This window comes from Hafnia alvei (assembly GCF_900095695.1).
Taxonomy (GTDB): domain Bacteria; phylum Pseudomonadota; class Gammaproteobacteria; order Enterobacterales; family Enterobacteriaceae; genus Hafnia; species Hafnia alvei_B.
Genome location: NZ_FMIQ01000006.1, coordinates 336,861 through 363,308 on the forward strand (window position 1 = coordinate 336,861; position 26,448 = coordinate 363,308).

Annotated in this window: 25 protein-coding genes; 17 read left to right on the forward strand and 8 right to left on the reverse strand. The window is 49.3% G+C overall.

Annotation, left to right across the window (positions count from 1 at the left end; all coding sequences use genetic code 11):
• Window positions 1–23 precede the first annotated feature (23 nt).
• Together ruvA and ruvB are read left to right on the forward strand one after the other, a co-directional pair.
• Window positions 24–638: a Holliday junction branch migration protein RuvA gene (gene ruvA / locus BN1044_RS03150; RefSeq protein ID WP_072307510.1), complete on the forward strand. Its 615-nt coding sequence runs from the start codon at window positions 24–26 to the stop codon at window positions 636–638.
• A gap of 22 nt (window positions 639–660) precedes the next feature.
• Entirely contained in the window at window positions 661–1,665 is a 1,005-nt protein-coding gene (gene ruvB, locus BN1044_RS03155; protein WP_040045112.1) for a Holliday junction branch migration DNA helicase RuvB, read from the forward strand.
• Window positions 1,666–1,763: 98 nt separating this feature from the next.
• Here ruvB and znuB read toward each other — a convergent pair whose 3' ends face one another.
• Both znuB and znuC read right to left on the reverse strand, forming a co-directional pair.
• Window positions 1,764–2,549, reverse strand: coding sequence for a zinc ABC transporter permease subunit ZnuB (gene znuB / locus BN1044_RS03160; protein ID WP_072307511.1), 786 nt, complete (start codon window positions 2,547–2,549; stop codon window positions 1,764–1,766).
• Window positions 2,546–3,331 carry a zinc ABC transporter ATP-binding protein ZnuC gene (znuC, locus tag BN1044_RS03165; protein WP_072307512.1) on the reverse strand — a complete coding sequence of 262 codons (786 nt, stop codon included), beginning with the start codon at window positions 3,329–3,331 and terminating at the stop codon, window positions 2,546–2,548. Before znuC ends, znuB begins: the two co-directional genes overlap by 4 nt.
• A 73-nt stretch (window positions 3,332–3,404) precedes the next feature.
• Between znuC and znuA the strand changes: the two genes are divergently transcribed.
• From znuA to lpxM, 3 genes are all read left to right on the forward strand, one after another.
• Complete coding sequence (gene znuA / locus BN1044_RS03170; RefSeq protein WP_025801936.1) at window positions 3,405–4,415, forward strand: zinc ABC transporter substrate-binding protein ZnuA; 1,011 nt, start codon at window positions 3,405–3,407, stop codon at window positions 4,413–4,415.
• Window positions 4,416–4,428: 13 nt separating this feature from the next.
• Window positions 4,429–5,754 (forward strand): murein DD-endopeptidase MepM, encoded by a 1,326-nt coding sequence (gene mepM, locus BN1044_RS03175; RefSeq protein ID WP_072307513.1) that lies wholly within the window; start codon window positions 4,429–4,431, stop codon window positions 5,752–5,754.
• 170 nt (window positions 5,755–5,924) lie between these two features.
• Window positions 5,925–6,887, forward strand: a complete 963-nt coding sequence (gene lpxM, locus BN1044_RS03180; RefSeq protein ID WP_072307514.1) for a lauroyl-Kdo(2)-lipid IV(A) myristoyltransferase — start codon at window positions 5,925–5,927, stop codon at window positions 6,885–6,887.
• Window positions 6,888–6,970: 83 nt separating this feature from the next.
• Here lpxM and pyk read toward each other — a convergent pair whose 3' ends face one another.
• Together pyk and BN1044_RS03190 are read right to left on the reverse strand one after the other, a co-directional pair.
• The gene (gene pyk / locus BN1044_RS03185) at window positions 6,971–8,413 is read right to left on the reverse strand and encodes a pyruvate kinase (RefSeq protein WP_025801942.1); all 1,443 of its coding nucleotides are present in this window, start codon (window positions 8,411–8,413) and stop codon (window positions 6,971–6,973) included.
• A 300-nt stretch (window positions 8,414–8,713) separates the two neighbouring features.
• Entirely contained in the window at window positions 8,714–9,583 is an 870-nt protein-coding gene (locus tag BN1044_RS03190) for a MurR/RpiR family transcriptional regulator (protein WP_025801944.1), read from the reverse strand.
• 467 nt (window positions 9,584–10,050) lie between these two features.
• On the opposite strand from BN1044_RS03190, the gene zwf reads away from it, so the two are divergent.
• The 6 genes from zwf (at window position 10,051) to mdtI (ending at window position 16,306) form a co-directional block, all read left to right on the forward strand.
• Complete coding sequence (gene zwf, locus BN1044_RS03195; RefSeq protein ID WP_072307515.1) at window positions 10,051–11,526, forward strand: glucose-6-phosphate dehydrogenase; 1,476 nt, start codon at window positions 10,051–10,053, stop codon at window positions 11,524–11,526.
• Window positions 11,527–11,610: 84 nt separating this feature from the next.
• Window positions 11,611–12,306: a 6-phosphogluconolactonase gene (pgl, locus tag BN1044_RS03200; protein ID WP_072307516.1), complete on the forward strand. Its 696-nt coding sequence runs from the start codon at window positions 11,611–11,613 to the stop codon at window positions 12,304–12,306.
• A 7-nt stretch (window positions 12,307–12,313) separates the two neighbouring features.
• Window positions 12,314–14,128: a phosphogluconate dehydratase gene (gene edd, locus BN1044_RS03205; protein WP_072307517.1), complete on the forward strand. Its 1,815-nt coding sequence runs from the start codon at window positions 12,314–12,316 to the stop codon at window positions 14,126–14,128.
• Between the two features lie 170 nt (window positions 14,129–14,298).
• Window positions 14,299–14,940, forward strand: a complete 642-nt coding sequence (locus tag BN1044_RS03210; RefSeq protein WP_025801952.1) for a bifunctional 4-hydroxy-2-oxoglutarate aldolase/2-dehydro-3-deoxy-phosphogluconate aldolase — start codon at window positions 14,299–14,301, stop codon at window positions 14,938–14,940.
• Between the two features lie 621 nt (window positions 14,941–15,561).
• On the forward strand, window positions 15,562–15,990 hold the full coding sequence (gene mdtJ / locus BN1044_RS03215) for a multidrug/spermidine efflux SMR transporter subunit MdtJ (RefSeq protein WP_072307518.1): 429 nt from the start codon (window positions 15,562–15,564) through the stop codon (window positions 15,988–15,990).
• Window positions 15,977–16,306, forward strand: coding sequence for a multidrug/spermidine efflux SMR transporter subunit MdtI (gene mdtI / locus BN1044_RS03220; protein ID WP_025801956.1), 330 nt, complete (start codon window positions 15,977–15,979; stop codon window positions 16,304–16,306). Before mdtJ ends, mdtI begins: the two co-directional genes overlap by 14 nt.
• A gap of 61 nt (window positions 16,307–16,367) precedes the next feature.
• On the opposite strand, the gene BN1044_RS03225 is transcribed toward mdtI, so the two are convergent.
• On the reverse strand, window positions 16,368–16,712 hold the full coding sequence (locus BN1044_RS03225) for a RidA family protein (protein ID WP_025801958.1): 345 nt from the start codon (window positions 16,710–16,712) through the stop codon (window positions 16,368–16,370).
• Window positions 16,713–16,848: 136 nt separating this feature from the next.
• Between BN1044_RS03225 and BN1044_RS03230 the strand changes: the two genes are divergently transcribed.
• The 4 genes from BN1044_RS03230 (at window position 16,849) to BN1044_RS03245 (ending at window position 20,776) form a co-directional block, all read left to right on the forward strand.
• The gene (locus tag BN1044_RS03230; protein WP_072307519.1) at window positions 16,849–17,166 is read left to right on the forward strand and encodes a monooxygenase; all 318 of its coding nucleotides are present in this window, start codon (window positions 16,849–16,851) and stop codon (window positions 17,164–17,166) included.
• A gap of 135 nt (window positions 17,167–17,301) precedes the next feature.
• Window positions 17,302–19,221: a DNA repair helicase YoaA gene (locus tag BN1044_RS03235; RefSeq protein ID WP_072307520.1), complete on the forward strand. Its 1,920-nt coding sequence runs from the start codon at window positions 17,302–17,304 to the stop codon at window positions 19,219–19,221.
• Between the two features lie 175 nt (window positions 19,222–19,396).
• Entirely contained in the window at window positions 19,397–20,098 is a 702-nt protein-coding gene (gene tsaB / locus BN1044_RS03240) for a tRNA (adenosine(37)-N6)-threonylcarbamoyltransferase complex dimerization subunit type 1 TsaB (RefSeq protein WP_072307619.1), read from the forward strand.
• A gap of 66 nt (window positions 20,099–20,164) precedes the next feature.
• Window positions 20,165–20,776, forward strand: a complete 612-nt coding sequence (locus tag BN1044_RS03245) for a Slp family lipoprotein (protein ID WP_072307521.1) — start codon at window positions 20,165–20,167, stop codon at window positions 20,774–20,776.
• Between the two features lie 67 nt (window positions 20,777–20,843).
• Here the strand turns inward: BN1044_RS03245 and rluF are convergent, their stop codons facing one another.
• Window positions 20,844–21,710: a 23S rRNA pseudouridine(2604) synthase RluF gene (gene rluF / locus BN1044_RS03250; protein ID WP_072307522.1), complete on the reverse strand. Its 867-nt coding sequence runs from the start codon at window positions 21,708–21,710 to the stop codon at window positions 20,844–20,846.
• Window positions 21,711–22,168: 458 nt separating this feature from the next.
• Here rluF and fadD point away from each other — a divergent pair, with 458 nt between their 5' ends.
• Window positions 22,169–23,854: a long-chain-fatty-acid--CoA ligase FadD gene (fadD, locus tag BN1044_RS03255; RefSeq protein WP_072307620.1), complete on the forward strand. Its 1,686-nt coding sequence runs from the start codon at window positions 22,169–22,171 to the stop codon at window positions 23,852–23,854.
• Window positions 23,855–23,973: 119 nt separating this feature from the next.
• Window positions 23,974–25,089, forward strand: a complete 1,116-nt coding sequence (rnd, locus tag BN1044_RS03260) for a ribonuclease D (protein ID WP_072307523.1) — start codon at window positions 23,974–23,976, stop codon at window positions 25,087–25,089.
• Window positions 25,090–25,354: 265 nt separating this feature from the next.
• Here the strand turns inward: rnd and minE are convergent, their stop codons facing one another.
• Together minE and minD are read right to left on the reverse strand one after the other, a co-directional pair.
• Entirely contained in the window at window positions 25,355–25,624 is a 270-nt protein-coding gene (gene minE, locus BN1044_RS03265; RefSeq protein WP_004090202.1) for a cell division topological specificity factor MinE, read from the reverse strand.
• A gap of 3 nt (window positions 25,625–25,627) precedes the next feature.
• Window positions 25,628–26,440, reverse strand: coding sequence for a septum site-determining protein MinD (gene minD / locus BN1044_RS03270; RefSeq protein ID WP_072307524.1), 813 nt, complete (start codon window positions 26,438–26,440; stop codon window positions 25,628–25,630).
• Between the last annotated feature and the right edge of the window lie 8 nt (window positions 26,441–26,448).

The following is a 26,448-nucleotide window of genomic DNA, read 5'->3' on the forward strand; positions in this document are numbered from 1 at the left end:
TAACATTTTAAGAGGAATTGCGCGTGATAGGTCGTCTCAGAGGTATTGTTCTGGAAAAACAGCCGCCGGAAGTGCTGCTGGAAGCCAACGGCGTAGGTTATGAAGTCCATATGCCGATGACCTGTTTTTATGAACTGCCTGATGTAGGGCAGGAAGCCATTATTTTCACCCATTTTGTGGTGCGTGAAGATGCGCAGTTGCTGTACGGATTTAACAACAAACAAGAACGCGCACTGTTCCGCGAGCTGATTAAGGTTAATGGTGTTGGGCCAAAGTTGGCGCTGGCTATTTTATCCGGCATGTCAGCCCCGCAGTTTGTTACCGCTATTGAACGTGAAGAAGTTAGCACGCTGGTGAAATTACCCGGCGTGGGTAAGAAAACGGCGGAGCGTCTTGTCGTTGAAATGAAGGACCGCTTTAAAGGTTTAACCGGCGATCTGTTTAATAACCACAGTGACCTGCCAATGCCTGAAGCGAAGAAACCGGCCGCTGAAATTGATGCTGAAGGTGAGGCCGTTGCTGCACTGATTGCGCTGGGCTATAAACCGCAAGAGGCCAGCCGGATGATAAGTAAAATTGCCAAACCAGATGCTGATAGCGAAACATTAATTCGTGATGCACTGCGCGCGGCGCTGTGATCGCCAGTGAGGTAAATGAAGGATGATTGAAGCTGACCGTCTGATTACTGCGGAAGTGCAAAACGAAGAAGAAATTATCGATCGCGCTATCCGCCCAAAAAGCCTCTCAGAATACGTTGGGCAACCACAGGTGCGTGGTCAGATGGAGATTTTCATCAAAGCGGCCAAACTGCGCGGCGATGCACTCGATCACCTGTTGATTTTCGGCCCTCCAGGGCTAGGGAAAACCACGTTGGCGAACATTGTCGCCAATGAGATGGGCGTGAACTTACGCACAACCTCTGGCCCGGTGCTAGAAAAAGCGGGCGATCTCGCCGCCATGCTGACGAACCTCGAACCTCATGATGTACTGTTTATCGATGAGATCCACCGTTTGTCACCGGTCGTTGAGGAAATTTTGTATCCGGCGATGGAAGATTATCAGCTTGATATCATGATCGGCGAAGGGCCTGCGGCACGCTCCATTAAAATCGACCTTCCTCCTTTCACGCTGGTGGGGGCAACGACGCGAGCGGGCTCACTCACCTCGCCGTTGCGCGACCGATTCGGTATTGTACAGCGCTTGGAGTTTTATCAGGTTGCTGATTTACAGCACATTGTTGGTCGCAGCGCGCAATGTCTTGGTTTATCATTGACGGAAGAGGGCGCACACGAAGTGGCGCGTCGCTCTCGCGGTACGCCGCGTATTGCTAACCGTTTGTTGCGCCGAGTGAGGGATTACGCCGAAGTTTGCGCCGATGGCAATATCAACGGCGATGTGGCGACGCAGGCGCTAAATATGCTGGACGTTGATGCCGAAGGCTTCGACTACATGGATAGAAAGCTGCTGCTGGCAGTGATTGATAAGTTCATGGGCGGGCCAGTAGGGCTCGATAACCTTGCGGCGGCCATTGGTGAAGAGCGTGAAACCATTGAAGACGTGTTGGAGCCTTATCTTATTCAGCAGGGCTTCCTGCAGCGCACGCCGCGTGGTCGTATGGCGACCAATCACGCTTATAAGCATTTTGGTCTGACCCGCGAAGAATAGCCTTCATAGAGAGGATCTCGTCCAAGAGAATAGTTTCTCTCGTCGAAAAAAAAGCCCGAGCATCTTCAATGTCTCGGGCTTTTTATATTTACGTAATTCTACACGCTCTGCTTTTTACTCAAACTGAGAATAAACATCGCGGTAGCGCATAGCACCACTGAGGGGCCAGCTGGCGTATCGTAGAAAGCAGAAAATGTGAGGCCGCCGGTTACGGCTAAAATACCGATGATAACGGCGATGCCGGCCATTTGTTCCGGCGTGCGTGAGAAGCGGCGCGCCGTGGCGGCAGGGATAATCAGCAGTGAGGTGATGATTAATGCCCCTACGAATTTCATCGCTAAGCCGATGGTTAGCGCAGTGACTAGCATCAATATCATACGCACACGTTCGAGATTAACGCCGTCAACGTGGGCAAGCTCTGGACTTATCGTTACCGAAAGCAGTGGTCGCCATTGCCACCATAAAATTCCCAGTACGACGGCGACACCGATGGCAATCATAATAATGTCGTCATAGGTGACGGATAACAGATCGCCGAATAAATACGCCATCAGATCCACGCGTACGTTTGACATCAAAGCCACAACCACGAGTCCCAACGACAGTGCGCTGTGGGCCATAATGCCGAGCAAGGTATCTACGCCGAGCGTTGGGCGTCGCTCTAGCCATACAAGGCCAATGGCCAGCAACAGCGTAACGACGATAACGGCAAAGAAAGGGTTTACATTCAACAGTAGGCCAAAAGCAACGCCTAGCAGGGACGCGTGAGCCAGCGTATCGCCAAAATATGACATTCGGCGCCATACGACAAACGAGCCAAGCGGGCCAGCAGTTAACGCCAGCAATGTGCCAGCGATCCAGCCGGGGAGAAGTAACTCAATCATTGCGGCTGGCTCCCATTACTTTTCAACACAATTTTTCCCTGCAGATCGTGGCGATGATTATGATGATGGCGATAAATCGCTAGCTGTTCCGCGCCGCGGTTGCCAAACATAGCGATAAACTCAGGGTGCATAGAAACCACTTCCGGTGTACCTGAACAACAAATATGTTGGTTCAAACACAACACTTCGTCCGTTTTTGCCATCACCAAATGTAAATCGTGCGATACCATCAGCACTGAGCAGTTAAGCTCTTGCCTGAGCTGATTGATTAAATCGTACAGCGCCAGTTGTCCGTTAACATCCACGCCGGCGGTAGGTTCATCCAACACCAACAAATCGGGTTTATTGAGCAACGCACGCGCCAGTAGAACCCGCTGGTTTTCACCGCCAGAAAGTTTTTGCATCGGTTGATTGAGCAGATGAGCCGCATGTACACGCTTCAGAGCAGGCAACACATCCTCTTTGCGCACGCCAGGGCGCAAGCGCATGAACCGACTGACGGTTAACGGCAGCGTTGCATCGAGGTGCAGTTTTTGCGGTACATAGCCAATGGTGAGCTTTTCTGCGGTGGCAATAGTGCCTGAGGTAGGCTTAATCAACCCAAGCACGACGCGAACCAGCGTAGACTTTCCTGCACCATTTGGCCCCAGCAGTGTCAGAATGCGTCCGGGTTTGAGATCGAGCGATATGTGAGAAAGCACATTGCGAGCACCGAAGCTTACGGTAATGTCTTTCAGCGATACCAAACTACTTTTGTTTTGAACTGTATTTTGACTCGACATGTTTTTGCATATTGCAGAATGGATGAAATGTTATAATATAACGATCACCCAAATTGAAGAAGAGAATTTTGACATGATACACAAAAAAGCCTGGTTTAAGCGCACTATTATTGCTGCTGCACTGGTAACAAGCGCTGGGATCAGCTGCGCACAGGCTGCGGTATTAACCTCAATCCGTCCTTTAGGATTTATCGCTTCGGCAATTGCTGATGGTGTTACGACAACGGAAGTTTTGCTTCCTGATGGGGCGTCACCGCATGATTATGCACTTAAGCCATCCGACATCAAACGTTTGCGTGACGCTGACCTTGTTGTGTGGGTAGGGCCGGAAATGGAAGCTTTCCTAACAAAACCAGTCCAACAGCTCGAAAATAACAAGAATCTGATGCTGACAGGGCTGCCAGCCGTTCACAGCCTGCTGATGGCCGGTGATGACGATGACGATCATGACCATAAAGCGCATGCAGCAGAAAGCAATGTAGAAAAATCTGAAAAATCTGCTACACATAATGTTACAAATGGCGCTGAGACTGGTTCAGAAGAGCATCATGATCACGATCACGGGCAATATAACCTGCATATTTGGCTCTCTCCAGCCATTGCAAAACAGATCGCGATAGCGATACACGACAAATTATTGTTACAAAGCCCACAAAACAAAGACAAACTGGATGTCAACCTACGTAAATTCGAGGAACAACTAGAGCAGACAGAAAAAAATGTTGGTATGATGCTGCGGCCTGTGCAAGGTAAAGGGTATTTTGTTTTTCATGATGCCTATGGTTACTTCGAGAAAACCTTTGGTCTGACTCCTTTAGGTCACTTCACGGTCAATCCCGAGATTCAGCCTGGCGCACAGCGTTTACATCAAATTCGAACACAGTTGGTTGAGCAGAAAGCGGTTTGCGTTTTCGCTGAGCCACAGTTCAGGCCAGCAGTAATCTCAGCGGTTGCGCAGGGGACAAAAGTCCGCCAGGGAACCTTAGATCCCTTGGGAAGCGCGATCGCACTGGGTGCTGATAGTTACATGAGGTTCTTAACTCAGCTATCGCAACAGTATTCAAGCTGCCTGAACGGAGATTAAGAGGAATAACCGAGTGCAGCAGATAGCGCGATCTATCGCCCTAGCGTATAACAACTTGCCCCGACCACATCGGGTTATGCTAGGGTCACTGACCGTCATCACGTTGGCCGTCTCTATTTGGCGGCCATTCGTTTACCAACCGAATATTGATAGCGATAGCGCTTCTGCTAAAATTATCCCATTGGATAACAAACAGTTGCGAACGCTTGTCCCTGAGGCTAGTGAGCCACTGGATCAACCCGCCCCAGAAGATGAAGTTCCTACCGACGAATTAGACGATAAAGCAGATAGCGATTCTGGTACCCATGATTACGTGGTTTCCACCGGTGATACGCTTGGCAGCATTTTGACCCAGTTTGGCATTGATATGTCAGAGGTGTCCGCATTAGCGAAGAAAAACCCAGCACTGCGTAACCTCAAGATAGGCCAAACGCTGTCGTGGGCAGTGAATGATGCAGGCGAACTACAACAGCTGACTTGGGAAGTGAATCGTCGCGAAACGCGCACCTATAATTTGGTGAACGGTAACTTTAAAGAAGCCGTTGAGTCACAGCAGGGCGAGTGGAAAAATAAAGTTGTCACGGGAACATTGAACGGCAGCTTCGTCAATAGCGCGCGTGCTGCAGGTCTGAACCGCTCAGAAGTGAATGCCGTGATCAAAGCGCTGCAGTGGCAAATGGATTTTCGTAAATTGCAGAAGGGCGATCAATTTTCAGTTCTGATGTCGCGTGAAGAGCTGAATGGTCGTAGCGAGCAGAGCCAGTTGCTGGGCGTAAGAATGCGCTCGGGTGGTAAAGATTATTACGCGGTGCGTGCAGATGATGGCAAATTCTACGATCGTCAGGGCAGCGGTTTGGCAAAAGGCTTTATGCGTTTCCCAACCACAAAACAATTCCGCGTATCATCCAACTTTAATCCGCGCCGTGTGAATCCGGTAACAGGCCGTGTAGCACCGCACAAAGGTGTAGATTTCGCAATGCCGGTGGGGACACCTGTATTAGCCGTTGGTGATGGTGAAGTGGTCATCGCTAAACGTAGCGGTGCTGCGGGCAACTATGTGGTTATCCGTCACGGTCGCCAATATACGACGCGCTTTATGCACCTGAAAAAAATTCTGGTTAAGCCGGGGCAAAAAGTAAAACGTGGTGACCGCATCGCATTGTCAGGCAATACTGGACGCTCCACAGGACCCCATCTGCATTATGAATTCTGGTTGAATAATCAGGCAGTGAATCCATTGACGGCGCAACTTCCTCGCTCTGATGGTTTGTCTGGCAAAGATCGCCGCGAGTATTTAGCTCAGGTGCGTCAGGTTGTTCCGCAACTCCAGCTAGATTAAGATTAGACATCGTTTATAACAGCCGGTTAACCGGCTGTTTTTCTTTGCGCTGTTTATGTGCAAATTTTTTCAGTCGTTTTACGCCCAAGAGTTATATCAAAACGTATATCCAAACGTATTGATGTCACTTAGGTGTATAATTAGCTGATGTTTTATTAAAGAGCTTTTCTATGGAAAAAGAACAACGGTCAAACGTGGAGTTTATCCCTAAGTTTGAAAAAAGCTTCCTGCTGCCTAAATACTGGGGGGCGTGGATAGGCGTTGGGACCATGGTTGCGATGGCCTATTTGCCGGTGCGCCTAAGAGATCCTATCCTTGCTACCGTTGGGCGCTGGGCCGGGAAACTCGCAGGTGGAGCAAGGCGCCGCGCAAGAATAAATTTGCTGTACTGCTTTCCAGAATTAACCGAAGCTCAGCGTGAAGACATTATTGATCGCATGTTCGAGCGTGCAGGGCAGTCTATGTTCTTAATGGCCGAGCTAACGCTGCGCGATCCACAGCGCGTGTTAAAACGCACCCGCTGGCATGGCATGGAGCATATCGAAGCGCTGCGTGAAAGCGGTAAGAATGCCATCTTTTTAGTGCCGCACGGTTGGGCCGTTGATATCCCCGCGATGTTGCTAGCTGCACAAGGTCAGCCTATGGCCGCGATGTTCCACAATCAAAAGAATAAGATGGTGGACTGGCTGTGGAATACCTGTCGTCGGCGTTTTGGTGGGCGTATGCACGCCCGCGACGACGGAATTAAGCCTTTCATCAGTTCGGTACGCCATGGCTATTGGGGCTATTATCTACCCGACCAAGATCATGGGGCAGAACATAGCGAGTTTGTCGATTTCTTTGCTACCTATAAAGCCACGTTGCCTGCAATTGGCCGCTTGATGAAGCTTTGCCGTGCTCAGGTCATTCCGCTTTTCCCTGTGTATGACGGGAAAACTAGCATGTTGGATATCTATATCCGTCCACCGATGGATGATATAGCCGATATGAATGAGCACGATATGGCTCGTCGCATGAACGAAGAAGTTGAGTTACTGATGGGGCCACACCCAGAGCAATATACGTGGATCCTGAAGCTGCTAAAAACCCGCAAGCCGGGCGAGCTTGAGCCTTATAAGCGAAAAGACCTATAGGTTTCGCTTAAGATTTCAGAGCTGATCCCAAAGAAAAAGGGCGCAATTCAATTGCGCCCTTTTGTTATTTCTTTTTTCGTAATTTATTCAACGCGTAGGATTCGGCTGGTATTGGTGCTACCGATGGTGCCCATCACATCACCTTGGGTCACGATAACGAGATCGCCCGAAACCAAGAAGCCTTTATCGCGCAGCAGGTTTGCAGCATGCTGAGCTGCTGCCACGCCGTCGCTGGTGCTATCGAAGTAAACCGGCGTTACGCCACGATATAAGGCTGTCAGGTTCAACGTACGTTCGCGATGGGACATGGCAAAGATTGGCAAGCCAGAACTAATGCGAGACATCATCAGCGCCGTACGGCCTGATTCGGTCATGGCGATGATAGCGGTAACGCCTTTCAGGTGGTTAGCCGCGTACATGCTAGACATCGCAATCGCTTCTTCAATATTGTCGAACTGCACGTCTAAACGATGCTTAGAAACGTTGATGCTTGGGATTTTTTCGGCACCCAAACATACGCGAGCCATCGCAGCGACCGTTTCAGCGGGATATTGTCCGGCAGCTGTTTCTGCTGACAGCATCACGGCATCAGTGCCATCCAGCACGGCGTTAGCCACGTCCATGACCTCAGCGCGCGTAGGCATTGGGTTGGTGATCATTGACTCCATCATTTGGGTTGCAGTGATAACGGAGCGATTTAATTTGCGTGCGCGGCGGATCAGCTGTTTCTGAATGCCAACAAGTTCAGGATCGCCAATTTCGACGCCCAGATCGCCACGCGCAACCATCACGACGTCGGAGGCTAAGATGATGTCATCCATCGCTTCTTCGCTGCATACCGCTTCGGCACGTTCAACTTTAGCCACGATCTTGGCATCACAACCGGCATCGCGTGCGAGACGGCGTGCGTAGTTAATGTCTTCGCCGGTGCGGGGGAAAGAAACAGCCAGATAATCGACAGAGATTTTTGCCGCAGTGGCGATATCAGCGATATCTTTTTCGGTTAAGGCTTCTGCAGACAGACCGCCGCCTAACTTGTTAATCCCTTTATTATTGGATAGAGGGCCACCGACGGTCACTTCGGTAAATACTTTGCTGCCTTTAACTTCGAGCACTTTTAGCTGCACGCGGCCATCGTCGAGCAACAGAATGTCGCCAGGAACCACATCTTCTGGCAGGCGTTTGTAGTCGATACCGACTTTCTCTTTATCGCCTTCACCGGTGGTGAGATCGGCATCGAGCAGGAATTTATCGCCGATGTTAAGGAATACTTTGCCTTCTTTGAAGGTGGATACGCGGATTTTCGGACCCTGCAGGTCTCCGAGGATGGCAACATGTCGTCCTAGTTTTGCTGCAATTTCACGGACTTTATTGGCACGAGCAAGATGATCTTCAGCTGTACCATGAGAGAAATTGAGACGTACGACGTTAGCACCAGCAGAAATAATCTTCTCTAGATTATTATCGCGGTCGGTTGCTGGGCCTAAGGTGGTTACGATCTTGGTTCTTCTGAGCCGTCTGGACATGTGTAACTCCGTTGACATGTGAAGCATTGGTGTTGGTGCCAATACAACGAACAGGCAGTTGATTACGCATCCGCGTAACCCGATTGTTTTTTAAGCTAGCATTAGGCACGTTCTTACTTACGCTTAAAAATGACTGGGTAGATCAACTCATCAAGCCTGCTCGCATGAAACCGCAAAAGAAAGCATGCGGTTGATAAATACCCGTATCTTCATTATCTAGCAGAAAATGACAGGTTGTTTTTATGCTTTGGTGCCTGATTGACGTTAAACTTATACTTTCTATCTTAGCCCTTTACCGCATTAATCGAAATGGTGGGGCAGCGCCAGTCCTTTATCAAAGCGCGATTCTTTCAACGCTTCTTTGACTCGCTTCAAGTTATCTCTGAATTTTGCGCCTCTGCGCAGGGTAAAGCCAGTTGCCAGCGCATCGATAAGCGTCAATTGAGCAATTCTTGACACCATTGGCATGTAGACATCGGTGTCTTCTGGCACATCCAGAATTAAGGGGAGGGTCGCTTCAAGTGCAAGAGGGGTATCACGAGAGGTAATGGCAATCACGGTAGCGTCATTTTCGCGCGCTAAATGTGCCATTTCGACCAAGCTTTTGGTGCGTCCAGTGTGGGAGATGAGGACCACAACATCACCTTCGTTTGAATTCATGCAGCTCATTCTTTGCATCACGATGTCATCAAAATAAACCACAGGAATGTTAAACCGGAAGAATTTGTTCATGGCATCATGGGCAACCGCCGCGGATGCGCCTAAACCAAAGAAGGAAATTTTCTTGGCCTGAGTGAGCAGATCAACGGCGCGATTAACCGCGGCCATATCAAGGTTATTCTTGGCCATTTCAAGGCTGGCCATCGCAGATTCGAATATTTTGCTGGTATAAGCATCAACGCTGTCAGTCTCTTCGACGTTTCGATTGACATACGGCGTCCCATTAGCAAGGCTCTGTGCTAGATGAAGTTTAAAATCGGGGAAGCCTTTAGTTTCTAAACGACGACAAAAACGGTTTACCGTGGGTTCACTGACATCAGCCATTTTCGCCAGCGTCGCAATGCTAGAGTGAATCGCGGTTTGCGGTGCAGCCAAGATAACCTCGGCAACTTTGCGCTCGGATTTACTGAGTTGGTCCAGGTTGGCCTGAATTTTGTCCAGCGTATTCATATACAAATTCACTCATGGATTGTATGCCCGTCATCTTTCAAACTGGAGGTGTGTTGGCTGCTCTAATCACTTACTCTGGTAAGCTCATCGGGTCTTGTTCGCTCGCCGCCTTCCTACATTTTGACATCTATTGAGCAAAACGATTTCAAAGAAAGGAGAAATCTATGATTGTTTGATGAAAATATACTACGAGCCACAACTGCTTTGCAGCGAGATGATGCCGCTTCGCGGGCTTTTTTTACCAGAGTATGACGCGTGTCTAACTTTCGATATGGTAATATTAGTTCAGTTTTGACAGAAAATTACATAATGTGTCTGTCATTACGCGGTCTGCGGCGGGGTCAACGAAAATTTCATACCATTTATGTTTAAATTTTCGACAAAAAAGCATGTTTACTGGCTATAGTCAAAAATAGTACATTAATTATGTAATAAAATTACAAGCATCCTGCAACGAGGAGATGAACATGGCGGTTACGTCAACAGCACAGGCCTGTGACCTGGTCATTTTCGGCGCCAAGGGCGATTTAGCCCGCCGTAAACTGCTGCCTTCCCTGTACCAATTAGAAAAAGCCGGTCATATCCATCCGGACACTCGTATCATCGGCGTAGGTCGCGCCGATTGGGATAAAGACGCCTACACCAAGGTCGTTCGCGAAGCACTGGACACCTTCTTGAAGGAAAAGGTTGATGAAGAACTGTGGGCGACGCTCAGTGCGCGCCTAGATTTCTGTAACCTTGACGTCAATGACACTCAGCATTTCAAAAATCTGGCAAAAATGCTGGATCAGAAGAAACGCGTCACCATCAACTACTTTGCTATGCCACCAAGCACTTTCGGCGCTATCTGCCAAGGTTTGGGTGCATCCGGTCTGAATAAAGATCCAAGCCGCATCGTGATGGAAAAACCACTCGGTACCGATTTGGAATCCTCACGCGCCATCAATAATCAGGTGGCTGAATTCTTTGACGAGTCACAGGTTTACCGTATTGACCACTATTTGGGCAAAGAAACGGTGCTTAACCTGCTGGCGTTGCGCTTTGCTAACTCCCTGTTTGCGAATAACTGGGACAACAGCATGATCGACAGCGTGCAGATCACCGTTGCCGAAGAAGTGGGCATTGAAGGTCGCTGGGGCTACTTTGATAAAGCTGGCCAGATGCGCGACATGATTCAAAACCATCTGTTGCAAATTTTGACTATGATTGCCATGTCACCGCCGGCGGATCTCTCTACCGACCGTATTCGTGATGAAAAAGTCAAAGTGCTGCGCTCACTACGTCGTATTAACCATTCCAACGTGCGTGATACCACGGTACGTGGCCAATACACCGCGGGCTTTGTCCAAGGCAAAAAAGTACCAGGATATCTGGAGGAAGAAGGGGCGAACAAAAGTAGTAACACGGAAACCTTCGTCTCTATTCGCGTTGATATTGATAACTGGCGCTGGGCTGGCGTTCCGTTCTATCTCCGTACCGGTAAACGTCTGCCATCAAAATGTTCTGAAGTAGTTATTTACTTTAAGAACCCGCCGCTCAACCTGTTCAGCGACTCTTACCAAGAGCTGCCGCAGAACAAACTGACGATCCGCTTGCAGCCTGATGAGGGCGTACAGATTGATATCCTTAACAAGGTGCCAGGTCTGGAGCATAAGCATCGTTTACAAACCACTAAGCTGGATCTGAGCTTCTCCGATACTTTCCATCAAGAGCATTTAGCTGATGCCTATGAGCGTTTGCTGCTGGAGACCATGCGTGGGATCCAAGCGCTGTTCGTGCGCCGTGATGAGGTGGAAGAAGCGTGGAAGTGGGTCGACTCCATTATGGAAGCATGGGCCGCTGACAATGAATCTCCTAAACCATACCAAGCCGGTACTTGGGGCCCTGTAGCCTCTGTTGCGATGATCAGTCGCGATGGCCGTGCATGGAATGAATTCGAATAACGTCACAACGTTATTTGATCGCAAAGTATCACGGAGGGAACACCCTCCGTGTGTTGAGATTCAAACAGTTTAGGAGTGGTTGAAATGGCACAGTTTAAAGAATTTACGAGCGCACAGGCGCTTAACGAACAGTTTGCAGAGGAAATAGCCGCAGCTCTGAGCCACAGCATTAGCGCTCAGGGAGAAGCCAGTCTAGTCGTGTCGGGTGGTCGTACACCGCTAGGACTGTTCGAGGCGTTAACTCAGCAAGCCATTGAGTGGAGCAAGGTCACCATCACCTTAGCGGATGAGCGTTGGGTCGATGCAAATGATGATTCCAGTAACGAAAAGCTGGTACGAGAACATTTGCTGAAGGGCCACGCCTCAAACGCGAAGTTTGTTGGTTTGAAAAATAGTCATGCCACCCCGTTTGCCGGAGCCGCAGACACCGAACGTGCGTTGCAATCTATTGCCCGTCCGTTTGACGTCGTGATCCTCGGCATGGGTGATGATGGCCATACCGCTTCGCTCTTCCCTGGGGCAGAGAATCTGTTCCCAGCTCTCGCGATGGATTCTGGCCGAGTCTGCATGGGGATGACCCCGCTGACCGCGCCACTCGATCGTATCACCCTAACACTTCCGGCTCTGCTCAATAGCCGCCATATCTACCTGCATGTGGTAGGTGGCAGCAAGCGTGATGTTTATCAGCGCGCAATTCAGGGCACGGATGTGAATGAGATGCCGATCCGCGCGGTGTTACAGCAAACACAAACGCCGGTCGACATCTACTGGACGGCATGAGGCAGCAATGAACCCAACAGTATCCCGAGTTACTCAACGCATTATTGAACGCTCCCGCGACAGCCGTGCGGCCTACTTGGCCAAAATCGAAAAAGCGCGCAGCAAGAAGGTACATCGTTCTCAGTTAGCCTGTGGCAACTTGGCGCACGGTTTCGCCGCTTGCGGTCAGGATGATAAAGCGTCTCTGACCAGCATGATCAAGAGCAATATCGGTATCGTAACCTCGTATAACGATATGCTCTCGGCGCATCAGCCCTATGAAACCTATCCAGAGCAGATCAAAGCCGCGCTGCATTCGGTTGGAGCGGTAGGGCAAGTGGCCGCTGGCGTACCTGCGATGTGCGATGGTGTAACTCAGGGACAGGACGGCATGGAGCTCTCATTGATGAGCCGCGAAGTGATTGCCATGTCTGCCGCTGTGGGTCTTTCGCACAATATGTTTGACGGCGCGCTGTATCTTGGCGTGTGCGACAAAATTGTGCCGGGTCTGTTTATGGCCGCGATGTCTTTTGGCCATTTACCGACCCTGTTCGTTCCAGCCGGTCCAATGCCGAGCGGTTTGCCTAACAAAGAAAAAGTCCGTGTTCGTCAACTGTATGCGGAAGGCAAACTGGGTCGCGATGCGCTGCTTGAAGCTGAAGCAGCGTCTTACCATGCGCCAGGCACCTGTACTTTCTACGGTACGGCGAACTCCAACCAGATGGTAATTGAAGTGATGGGCCTGCATTTACCTGGATCATCTTTCGTTCAGCCAGATATGCCATTACGCGCCGCATTAACCGATGCTGCAGCGCGTCAGGTAACTCGTATGACTGAGACGAGCGGCAATTACATGCCTGTTGGTCGCATGGTTGACGAGAAGGTCATCGTGAACGGTATTATCGCTCTGCTAGCCACCGGTGGTTCTACCAACCACACCATGCATTTAGTGGCGATGGCGCGTGCCGCGGGCATTCATATCAACTGGGATGATTTCTCTGACCTGTCTGACGTAGTGCCATTGATGTGCCGCATCTATCCAAACGGTCCCGCAGATATCAACCATTTCCAAGCAGCGGGCGGCGTGCCGGTGCTGGTAAAAGAGTTGTTGAAAGGTGGCTTGCTGCATGAAGATGTTGAAACCGTAGCTGGCCATGGTTTGAGCCGTTACACCCAAGAGCCTTTCTTGGAAGAGGGCAAGCTGGTATATCGCCCAGGTCCTGAAAAATCCCATGACAGCAACGTCATTGCGAGCTTTGCATCACCGTTTGAATCTCACGGCGGTACAAAAGTGCTGACGGGCAACTTAGGCCGTGCCGTGATGAAAACCTCTGCGGTGCCTGCTGATAACCAAATTATTGAAGTCCCTGCGGTGGTATTCCACAGCCAGCACGACGTGGTTCCTGCGTTTGAAGCGGGTAAATTGGACAAAGACTGCGTAGTGGTGGTTCGTTATCAGGGGCCACGCGCTATCGGTATGCCTGAACTGCACAAACTGATGCCACCATTAGGCGTTCTGATGGATCGCGGGCTGAAAGTGGCATTAGTCACCGATGGCCGTCTATCTGGCGCCTCAGGCAAAGTGCCATCAGCGATCCATGTTACCCCTGAAGCTTATTCAGGCGGCCTGCTGGCGAAAGTCCGTGATGGCGATGTGGTTCGCGTTAACGGCAAAACTGGCGAACTCACTTTGCTGGTGGATGAAGCTGAATTGGCAAGCCGTGAACTGGTGCACCCTGATTTGTCCGAAATGCACGATGGCTCAGGCCGTGAGATGTTTGCTGCGCTGCGTGAGCAGCTCTCCGGTGCCGAAGAAGGCGCTAGCTGCATTAAATTCTATTAATTCAATGACGCGAGCTGATGTGAGCTCGCGTTAATGATTCTTTTTGGCGTTGTGTACCCTAAATCATTCGATCCACATGAAGAAAGAGGGGTATAGCAAGGTTTTCCTGTTTGAGAACAGCAGCGCCAGCCATAAACCATGCCGCAAGGCACCATGGAGATAATAAGCAGATGAAAAACTGGAAAGTAAGCGCCGAGTCAATCATGACAGCCGGCCCGGTTGTACCTGTAATCGTTATTAAAAAAATTGAGCAGGCCGTGCCTTTGGCTAAAGCGCTGGTTGCCGGTGGCGTGCGTGTGCTGGAAGTCACCCTGCGTACCGAGTGTGCGGTTGAGGCGATTCGCCTGATCGCTAAAGAAGTTCCAGAAGCTATTGTGGGCGCGGGTACCGTTACCAATGCCAAACAATTGGCTGACGTCACCGAAGCCGGTGCTCAGTTTGCTATCAGCCCAGGTCTAACCGCTGATTTGTTGAAAGCAGCAACTGCCGGTTCAATCCCACTTATCCCAGGTATCAGCACGGTTTCAGAACTGATGTTAGGTATGGATCATGGCTTGAAAGAATTCAAATTCTTCCCAGCCGAAGCTAACGGCGGCGTTAAAGCGTTGCAGGCTATCGCAGGTCCATTCTCGCACGTTCGTTTCTGCCCAACTGGCGGTATCAATCCACAAAACTATCGTGACTATCTGGCACTGAAAAGCGTGCTGTGCATCGGTGGTTCTTGGCTGATCCCTAACGATGCTTTGGATAACGGCGACTACGCACGTATCACTGAACTGGCTAAAGAAGCGGTTGCAGGCGCGAAAGCGTAAAATATTTTGTCCATTTTTTGTGAGCACAAAAAGCGTTGTTTTATGCACAGTGCATAATAGTTAAGCAACGCTAACTCGTTGAGGCTCCACAGAAATCAAGCCATCCATTTAGGGTGGCTTTCTTTTTTAATTATCTAACTTGCTTATTTATATTCATTTTTCTGTGAAAACTTGCAAAAAGGCGGTTTGCTTAATAAAATCGCCTATGATACAAATAATGCAGTTAATTAAACCTGATGAGGACACTGAACAAACCGTATGGTAGGGAGTAGGTACGGGGGGAAGATGTAAACTATTATGAAAACTCACAATCGCTTGATGATTAAAACTTCTACATATCTCTTATTCATTTCTACAACGCTTTCTAGTGAACATCACTGGTGTAGCGAGCTTTAGCTTCTTTCTCCACTTACGGTAGCTGATAAAACCAGCGACTCAGCCAGATGTTGTCTGCGTTTATCCTAGCCGAATAATTCTTACCGATCCGTATTTAACATCGGAACACCAATTATGGTTTTCTGTAATGTTATTTAGCCTTACTGCGCCTATTTTCGAGCCTGATAGGGTTAAACATTAAAAAATAACGGGTCGAATAAAAAATAAAACTCTGTGGAGAGAAAAATGATTTATTGGATCTTTTTGGCATGTGCCATCGCGGCCGAAATTATCGGTACGCTATCAATGAAATGGGCAAGTCTGAGCGGCGGTATGACGGGCAATATCGTTATGCTGGTGATGATTACCATCTCTTATATCTTACTTTCTTTTGCGGTGAAGCGTGTTGCTTTAGGCGTTGCTTACGCACTGTGGGAAGGTATTGGTATTCTGTTTATTACCTTATTCAGCGTAATGTGGTTTGACGAAAGTATGTCCCTGATGAAATTGATGGGCTTGGTTACGCTGATTGCGGGTATCGCGCTGGTTAAATCGGGTACGGTAAAAACTAAAAAACCATCTGCTAAAACAGGTGAACAGAAAAGCGCCGTAGCGATGAAAAATAAACCTGCGCAAACCAAAGCTAACGTAGGAGGCAATCATGCAACAGCTTGAGTGGTTCCATATTGCGTGGTTAGCATTTGCTGTCGTATTAGAGATTTTAGCTAATATCTTCCTGAAATGGTCAGACGGCTTCCGCCGTATTTGGATGGGATTGCTATCGCTGGCCGCGGTGTTAGGTGCATTTAGTTCCTTGTCACAAGCGGTGAAAGGTATCGAGCTGTCCGTGGCGTATGCGCTGTGGGGCGGTTTTGGTATCGCAGCCACGGTGGCTGCCGGCTGGATACTGTTCGGTCAGCGTTTGAATAAAAAAGGTTGGGCGGGATTAACCCTACTGCTGGCTGGCATGATAATGATTAAGCTGGCGTAACAACAGATTAGCTACAGGAAAAAGCCGCTCAATATGGTGAGCGGCTTTTTTTACGAGCACATTAACGTGCCGCGATAATCTTGATTTCAACTTTGTATTTAGGATTCATCAGCTTGGCCTGAACGGTACAGCGCACCGGGGCTTTTCCAGCGGGTACCCAAGCATCCCATGCGGCATTCATCGCCTGAAAATCGTCGCCATCGGCCAAGAAAATAGTGGCATCAAGAATACGCGTTTTATCCGTGCCCAGTTGATTAAGGATCATATCAATAGCTGCCAGCGCGTTGGCCGTTTGTGAAGTGGCGTCATCATCCAAGTTTTCAGGAACGCTGGTATAATAGATAGTGTCATTGAAAACGGTGGCGTCTGACCAGCGCTTTTCTGGATTGATACGTTCGATAGACATACATAACTCCTTTTAGGTTTAGAGCAAAGCAATCCATAAAGTATATAGAAAATGGATGAAAAACACTGCTTTCAACTGTCGGTCTGTGGCATTCTCGAAGAGACAGACAAGAACTAGAAATTATAAGGAGTCATAAATGACCGTATTATTGCAAATTGATTTTAAAATGCCGGGAGACATGTTAGGCGATCGCTTGGCCGAAATGGCAACGCCGTTGGCGCAGAGCATCACACAGGAGCCGGGTTTTATCTCAAAAATCTGGACTGAGAATGTAGATGCTGGTGAAGCCGGTGGTATTTATCTGTTTCGTGATAAAGCCAGTGCAGAACAGTATGCCGCCATGCATATCAAACGCGTAGCGCAAATGGGGGCGACTGATATTCGCAGCCGCATTTTTGATATTAACGTTCCGCTGACGCATATCACCCGGGGAAACCTTAAACCGGCGATCTAAGCTATCATCGCATTTATGTATCTGTTAAGGCCGCCTTCGGGCGGCCTTAATCATATATAGGCTATAGCAAAGTAGGTGGTTGTTAGTGCCAACACTTGGCATAATCACGCCTTCACCAAATGAAAGAGAGGCTGTGTGACAGACGATTTCGCGCCCGATGGCATTCTAACTAAAGCGATACGGGGTTTTAAACCGCGTGAAGCACAACAACATATGGCCGAAGCTGTCACCAAAGCGATTCAATTCAAAGAAGAGTTAGTGGTTGAAGCGGGAACCGGAACGGGAAAAACCTATGCTTATTTGGTTCCCGCCCTGCGTTCTGGCGCAAAGGTGATTATCTCTACCGGTTCTAAAGCGCTACAGGATCAGCTCTATGCCCGCGATTTGCCTACCGTTCGCGATGCGTTAAAGTTCACGGGAAAGTTGGCTTTACTGAAAGGGCGTTCGAACTATTTGTGCCTTGAGCGTTTAGAACAGCAATCTATGGTCGGCGGCGAACTGGCTTCTGATGCGTTATCCGATCTTATGCATCTGCGTGGTTGGTCTATCCAAACGGAAGATGGGGACGTCAGCAACTGTCATGGCGTATCGGAAGATAGTACGATCTGGCCACTCGTCACCAGCACCAATGACAACTGTTTGGGCAGTGACTGTCCACAATATAAAGATTGCTTCGTGGTTAAAGCGCGTCGCCGAGCGATGGATGCTGACATCATCGTGGTTAACCACCATCTATTTTTGGCGGATCTGGTGGTGAAAGAAACTGGATTTGGTGAACTTATCCCAGATGCTGACGTGATGATTTTCGATGAAGCTCATCAGCTACCCGATATTGCCAGCCAATATTTCGGCCAGCAGCTGACCAGCCGCCAACTGATGGATTTGGCCAAAGATATTACGATTGCCTATCGCACTGAAGTCCGTGACACCGCGCAGCTGCAAAAATGCGCCGACAGGCTAAGCCAGAGCGCTCAAGATTTTCGTTTGGCGCTCGGCGATCCCGGTTATCGCGGAAATTTACGTGAGGCTTTAGCATTACCAGAAGTGCAGCGTGCGCTGGTGTTGCTCGATGATGCTTTAGAGCTTTGCTATGACGTGGTGAAAATGTCACTCGGGCGTTCGGCGTTACTTGATGCAGCGTTTGAGCGAGCCACGCTATATCGTAATCGCTTGAAGCGCCTGCGCGATGTGTCGATTCCCGGCTATAGCTACTGGTATGAATGCAACTCGCGCCATTTTGTGATGGCGCTGACGCCGCTCACCGTGGCGGAAAAATTCAGTGAAGTAATGAAAGAGAAGCCAGGTTCATGGATCTTTACCTCTGCAACGCTGGCGGTGAACGACGATGTTTCTCATTTCACGGCGCGGCTGGGGTTAAATAAAGCCAAAAGCTTATTACTGCCGAGCCCGTTTGATTACGCCAACCAAGCGATGCTGTGCGTGCCTCGGTTTTTGCCCACGCCGAATCAGCGCGGTGCGGCGCGTCAACTGGCGCGAATGTTGAGGCCGGTGATTGAGGATAACGAAGGGCGCTGCTTCTTCCTGTGTACCTCACACGCCATGATGCGTGATTTAGCCGAAGAGTTTCGAGCCACGATGACGCTGCCGGTGTTATTACAAGGTGAAACCAGCAAGCCTCGTTTATTGGCAGAGTTCGTTGCTGCCGGTAACGCACTGTTAGTTGCAACCAGCAGTTTTTGGGAAGGCGTGGACGTGCGCGGTGATACATTATCCTGTGTGATTATCGATAAGCTCCCGTTTACCTCACCGGACGATCCGTTGCTCAAAGCGCGAATTGAAGACTGCCGCATTCGCGGCGGCGATCCTTTTGCTGAAGTCCAGTTGCCTGATGCGGTGATTACCCTTAAACAGGGCGTGGGGCGTTTAATTCGTGATACCAGCGATCGTGGCGTGGTGATTATTTGCGATAACCGTTTAGTGATGCGGCCCTATGGCGAGGTTTTCCTGAACAGCCTACCGCCAGCGCCACGCACACGCGATCTCAATAAGGTGATTACGTTTCTTAAAGCCGGTAGTCAAGCAGCGCACGATTAACATTTTCCAGTGAGATGGAACGCAGAGGCGTTTCATCTCTGTTCCGCTGCGAGCTTCCTCGCATATCTCGATTTTTTCAGCGCATCAAACCCTTCAGAAGCATCAAAACACAGGCTGTGCTATGATCCGCATCCTGATTTTTCTTTATTCATTCACTGTCCCGCCCGAGGTTGGCATGTCCACGCGAATTTTAGCGATCGATACGGCAACAGAAGCCTGTTCTGTTGCACTCTGGAATAATGGCGAAAAACATGCGCTGTTTGAAATCTGTCCACGCGAGCACACGCAGCGTATTTTGCCCATGGTACAGCAGGTGTTGGCTGAATCAGGCGTTACGCTGAGCCAATTGGACGCATTGGCTTTTGGCCGGGGGCCGGGCAGTTTCACCGGCGTGCGTATTGGTATCGGCATTGCTCAAGGGTTAGCAATGGGGGCTGAATTGCCAATGATCGGCGTTTCCACGCTGGCCACCATGGCGCAAGGTGCGTTTCGCGTAACCGGAGCCACTCAGGTATTAGCCGCTATTGATGCCCGTATGGGCGAAGTCTACTGGGGACAATATCAGCGGCAAGATAATGGTGTGTGGGTAGGAGAGAGCACCGAAGCCGTGCTAACACCCGATCGCGCGCAGCAAAATATTATGGCGTTAAGCGGTGAGTGGGCACACGTTGGAACCGGTTGGGGGACTTATCCTGATATGGCTTCTGATACCGTCATTCGCTTGATTGACGGCCAGATGTTGCTCCCACAGGCTGAAGATATGTTGCCTCTTGCGCTGGCTGATTTTGCCTTAAGTAAGGTTACCGCGGTCGAAAATGCGCAGCCAACCTATTTACGGAATGAAGTGACATGGAAAAAACTACCGGGGCGTGAATAATTCAGGCAACTTCTGTCTAAACTAATAGTCATAAGAACAAGATAGTTAGTTTTTGGAGAATAAAATATGCCTTCAATGCAATGGGTTCGTCGGTTAGTCAGCGTGGCGATCGTTTGTAGCCCGCTGTTGTTGTCTGGGTGTGTGACAATCCCGGACTCAATCAAAGGCACGTCGGCAACGCCGCAGCAGAATTTCGTTGCGGTTCATAACGCGCCGGATCTTTATGTCGGGCAAGAGTCTCGCTTTGGCGGCACCGTGGTTAACGTGATTAACCAAAAAGACGCCACGATGTTAGAGATAGCGGTGATGCCATTGGATGACACCGCGAGGCCAATCCTGAATCAGCCTTCGGTTGGGCGTTTGATTGCCAAGAGCGCAACATTCTTGGATCCGGTTGATTTCAAAGGTCAGCTCGTGACGGTCGTCGGACCGCTTACCGGCAGCGTCGAAGGCAAAATCGGTAAGACGCCGTATACCTTTGTCACGATGGACGTGCAGGGCTATCAGCGCTGGCGTGTCACTCAGGAAATCGTGATGCCGCCACAGCCGTTTGGTCCGTGGGATTATGGCTATGGTGCCTACGGTCGCGGTGGCTTCTGGGGCCCAGGCTTTGGTCCCGGCTGGGGTTGGTATAACCCAGGTCCAGCCAGAGTGCAAAGTGTGGTAACAGAGAATTAATCTGCTTAAGCGTTTAGTTAAAACAAAGCCCCGATTTCGGGGCTTTGTCATTTTAGGTGCGTGCTGATTAACGGCCTTTTTTCTTACGTCCGGGCTGGGTAAAGCGCTTGCGTGAATTCGCATCTCCTGCACCTTTAGCGGCGGTTTTTGGCCCTTTAGCCGCGACCGCGGGTTTTGCCTTCGGCTTGGCTTTTTTCGCCGGTTTGGCTTCAGAAGAAGAGTCTTCAATAGACTTAAACAGTTCGATAAGTTCATCGTCGGTTAAATCGCGCCATTCGCCCAACGGTAGGCCTGCTAGGCTGACGTTCATGATACGCGTGCGCTCGAGCTTGGTGACCTCGTAGCCAAAATGTTCACACATCCGGCGAATTTGGCGGTTCAAGCCCTGAACTAAAGTGATACGAAATACAAAGGGCGCTTCTTTTTTCACTTTGCACTTTTTTGTCACCGTACCGAGAATCGGTACTCCCGCACCCATGCCACGAATGAATTCATCGGTTACCGGTTTATTCACGGTGACCAGATACTCTTTTTCATGGTCATTACCGGCGCGCAGAATTTTATTCACCAGATCGCCGTGGTTGGTGAGGAAAATGATGCCCTGTGAATCTTTGTCTAAGCGACCGATGGGGAAAACACGAGTGCTGTGGTTGACATAATCCACGATATTATCTTTTTCGCCGTTCTCCGTGGTGCTTACGATGCCAACGGGCTTATTGAGCGCGATGAGTACGAGATCGTCGGCGTCACGGGGCTCAATCAATTGGCCATTAACTTTCACGACGTCACCCGCGAAAACCTGATCGCCAATTCCGGCACGTTTACCGTTGATAAAAACATGCCCTTGCTCAATGTAGCGATCGGCGTCGCGTCGTGAGCAAATGCCACTTTCACTGATGTATTTGTTCAGACGAGTCGATGAGTTGGTCAGCATGGTTCCCTCCGATAAAAAGCGGAATATACATGAGTTGAGCTCCGATACGAACCGCGATTTATCACTTCTTGAAATATTGAGTGTTGCATTGGTCACAGTCGCCATCTAAGTACACAATTACAGCGGAAAAAATAAGCATGTTGATGTTTTTTTAGACTAAAAAATTGCTAATTTTACAAAAAGTTACTCTTTTTGGTATTATATCCACAGCGGCCACGAGGCCGCTTTTTGCTTTTATACCGACCTGCCTATCTCAATATATGCTGGGTAAGACCTGAGTAGAGGCCATTTTAGTGATGCATATCGCAACCTGAAAATTGTTTACACATGAACTGGTACGCTGAGTTAAAATTTTGTTAAACATTAGATATTGTTCTGTTGTTTCTCATGGCTAATAGTTCAGGTGTGCGATGCAAACGATGCTTAAACAAGATAACAATAATTACGGGAGAACGACCTTGGAAAAGGTTTGGCTGAAACGATATCCCGCAGATGTTCCTGCGGAAATCGATCCTGATCAATACACCTCTCTGGTGGAGATGTTCGAGCAGTCGGTGGCGCGTTTTGCTGACCAGCCTGCGTTCATCAACATGGGGCAGGTGATGACCTTCCGTAAGCTTGAAGAGCGCAGCCGTGCATTTGCGGCCTATTTGCAAAATGAATTAGGGCTGAAGAAGGGCGATCGCGTTGCACTGATGATGCCTAACTTGCTGCAATATCCGATTGCGCTGTTTGGCGTGCTCCGTGCAGGGATGGTTGTGGTTAACGTTAACCCGCTGTATACCCCGCGTGAGTTAGAACATCAGCTAAATGACAGCGGCGCGAGCGCGATTGTGATCGTGTCTAACTTTGCGCATACGCTGGAGAAGGTCGTATTCAATACGCAGGTGAAACATGTCATTTTGACCCGCATGGGTGACCAGCTTTCTGCGGCAAAAGGGACGCTAGTTAACTTCGTGGTGAAGTATATTAAACGGCTGGTGCCCAAATATAACTTACCCGATGCGATTTCTTTTCGCTCTGCGTTACAACGTGGGCGACGCCAACAATATATCAAACCTGATATCACCAATAATGACCTCGCATTTCTGCAATACACCGGCGGTACTACCGGCGTTGCGAAAGGCGCGATGCTGACGCATCGGAATATGCAGGCCAATCTGATTCAGTCTCGTGCGGCTTATGGCCCATTGCTGAATGAAGGACATGAGCTAGTGGTTACGGCGCTGCCGCTGTACCACATTTTTGCCTTGACCGTGAACTGCCTGCTGTTTATCGAAATGGGCGGTTGTAATCTGATGATCACCAACCCGCGTGATATTCCTGGCATGGTGAAAGAGCTCAGCCGCTATCCATTTACGGCGTTAACGGGTGTCAACACGCTGTTTAATGCGTTGCTGAATAATGAAGATTTTCGTGAATTAGATTTCTCAACGCTACGTTTGTCGGTAGGCGGCGGGATGTCAGTTCAGCGCTCAGTAGCCGAAAAATGGGAAAAACTCACCGGGCGTCATTTACTGGAAGGATACGGATTGACGGAGTGCGCGCCATTGGTTTCAGGCAATCCCTATGACTTGAAGCATTACAGCGGCAGCATCGGTCTTCCGGTTCCTTCTACCGACGTGCGTTTGGTCGATGATAACGGCAATGAAGTCCCGCACGGTGAGGCAGGGGAGCTGCAGGTGAAAGGGCCGCAGGTGATGCTAGGCTATTGGCAGCGTCCTGAGGCGACCGACGAAATTCTAAAGGATGGTTGGCTATCTACCGGCGATGTTGTCACCGTCGATGATGAGGGCTTCTTGCGGATTGTCGATCGTAAAAAAGATATGATATTAGTATCTGGTTTCAATGTTTATCCGAATGAAATCGAAGAAGTGGTCTCAATGCATGATAAAGTGCTTGAGTGCGCGGCGATCGGAGTTCCGAACGGGGCTTCAGGCGAGATGGTTAAAATCTGCGTTGTGAAGAAAGATCCCTCTCTGACTCGCGATGAGCTGATTGCACACTGTCGTAAACATCTCACGGGCTATAAGGTTCCGAAGAAGGTCGAGTTTTACGATGAGTTGCCAAAGTCTAACGTAGGAAAAATCCTACGCAGAAAATTGCGTGAGGAGCAAGCGGCCTCGCAGGAAAGCGCCGCATAGCTCCCCATTATTCTGAGCTGATAAACTTTGACGCCGGTTGCTACCGGCGTCGTTGTTTGTGCCGGCTCACTCAGCTGGCGTTGTGATAGCGCCAGAAATATGAAAATGAGAATGCTGTTTTGAATTATCAGTTAATTACTACCAGTAGCGAACTTAAGCAGGTTTGCGAGCAGGCAAGCCACCACGCTTACATTGCGCTAGATACCGAATTTGTTCGTACCCGCACTTATTATCCCCAGTTAGGCCTAATTCAGCTTTTTGATGGTGAAACACTGTCCTTGATCGATCCGTTGCCGATTACCGATTGGCAACCCTTTGTTGAACTGTTGAAAAACCCAGACGTCACCAAGCTACTGCATGCCGGTAGCGAAGATCTGGAGGTTTTTATCCATGATTTTCAGACGCTGCCAACGCCAATGATCGATACGCAGATTTTAGCTGCATTCACTGGTCGCCCGCTTTCCTGTGGTTTTGCCGCCATGGTGAATGAGTATTTGCAGGTTGAATTAGATAAAAGCGAGTCGCGTACTGACTGGCTGGCACGTCCGCTGACTGAACGTCAGTGTGAATATGCTGCCGCTGATGTTTTCTATTTGCTGCCGCTAGCGCATAAGCTTATTGCGGAAGTGGCTGAGGCCGGCTGGACCGATGCCGCAAACGACGAGTGCTTGGCCCTGTGTCGTCGTCGTCAGGAAGTGGTGGATCCGGCATTAGCCTATCGTGATATTACCAACGCTTGGCAGCTGCGTACGCGTCAGCTAGCGTGTTTACAGAAACTGGCTGAGTGGCGTATTAATCAAGCTAGACAGCGTGACATGGCGGTTAATTTCGTGGTGCGTGAAGAGAACCTGTGGCAGGTTGCGCGTTATCTACCGACCTCTCAAGGCGAATTAGGCGAGCTGGGATTGAGCGGTCCTGAGATCCGTTTCCATGGCAAAACGCTGGTGGCAATGGTGGCTGAGTCTGCCAATATTCCTGAGTCTGAATGGCCACAGCCGGTTGAACGATTGGTTGATCACAGTGGCTATAAGCATGCGTTCAAGGAGTTAAAAGCCGTAGTACAAAACGCGGCTGAACGTAGTGGATTAACGGCAGAGCTGATTGCTTCGCGTAGACAAATAAACGCACTGCTAAGCTGGCACTGGCAGCTGAAAGACGAACAGCCTGACTTACTTCAGGGGTGGAGAGCAAATTTGCTTGGCGAGCAGGTAAGGGCCATTTTGGCTACATTGTGATTGTTGCCAAGGATAACAATAAAAATAAAGACAGCGATTGGCTGTCTTTATTTTTTCGAACAGTTCAGAAAATGAATCAATAATATAAAAACAAAGCTTATAGAAAGTAGTCTACGTGAATATTTTTAATAGCCATTGGCGCATTAATTAATATTAGGAATAATCTTGATAATAGCTATTCTTGAGATAATTACTTATTAAAAGGTCTGTTTATATATACAGGCGTTCCCTTATATTTCTATAAGAGAACGTCAGAATGATAAAATCATTTAGCTGCTTCTTCTGCTTCAGGCAAGGTCACATTAAGCTCTAATACCGAAATATCATCGCCTTTTTGTTCAAACTGTACCGTCAGCATTTCTGGATCTATCTGCACGTATTTGCAGATTACAGCCAAGATATCTCGTTTTAACTGGGGCAAATATTGTGGCTCACTATCACCGCGACGTCGCTCCGCGACAATAATTTGCAGCCGTTCCTTGGCTATATTGGCTGTCGGCTTTTTGCGCGACAGGAAGAAATCAAGTAATGCCATGTTTTATCCCCCGAACAGGCGTTTCAGGAAGCCTTTTTTCTCTTCTTCAACAAATCGGAATGCACGTTCTTCGCCCAGTAAGCGATCGACCATGTCTTGGTAAGCCTGACCGGCGTCTGACTCTTTATCCAGTATAACAGGTTCGCCTTGGTTTGATGCGCGCAGTACGGATGGGCTTTCTGGGATCACGCCAACTAATGGGATGCGCAGGATATCCAGCACGTCTTCCATGCTCAGCATGTCACCACGGCTCACACGGCCCGGGTTGTAGCGAGTCAGCAGCAGATGCTCTTTGATAGGCTCATCGCCTTTCTCTGCACGGCGAGATTTTGACGCCAAAATGCCGAGGATACGGTCTGAGTCACGTACAGACGATACTTCTGGGTTGGTGGTAATAATGGCTTCATCAGCGAAATACAGTGCCATTAATGCGCCGGTTTCGATGCCTGCTGGTGAATCACAGACGATGAAGTCAAAGTCCATCTCACCGAGATCGTTTAAGACTTTCTCAACGCCTTCGTGTGTTAATGCGTCTTTGTCGCGAGTTTGTGAGGCTGGAAGAATGTAGAGATTTTCTGTACGTTTATCTTTGATTAACGCCTGATTGAGAGTGGCATCACCCTGAATCACGTTAACAAAATCATACACTACACGACGCTCACAGCCCATGATCAGGTCTAGATTACGCAGACCGATATCAAAGTCGATAACAACGGTCTTTTTACCTTTTTGGGCCAAACCGGTAGCGATGGCTGCGCTAGATGTGGTTTTACCAACGCCCCCTTTACCGGATGTAACAACAATAATGCGTGCCATGTATATGG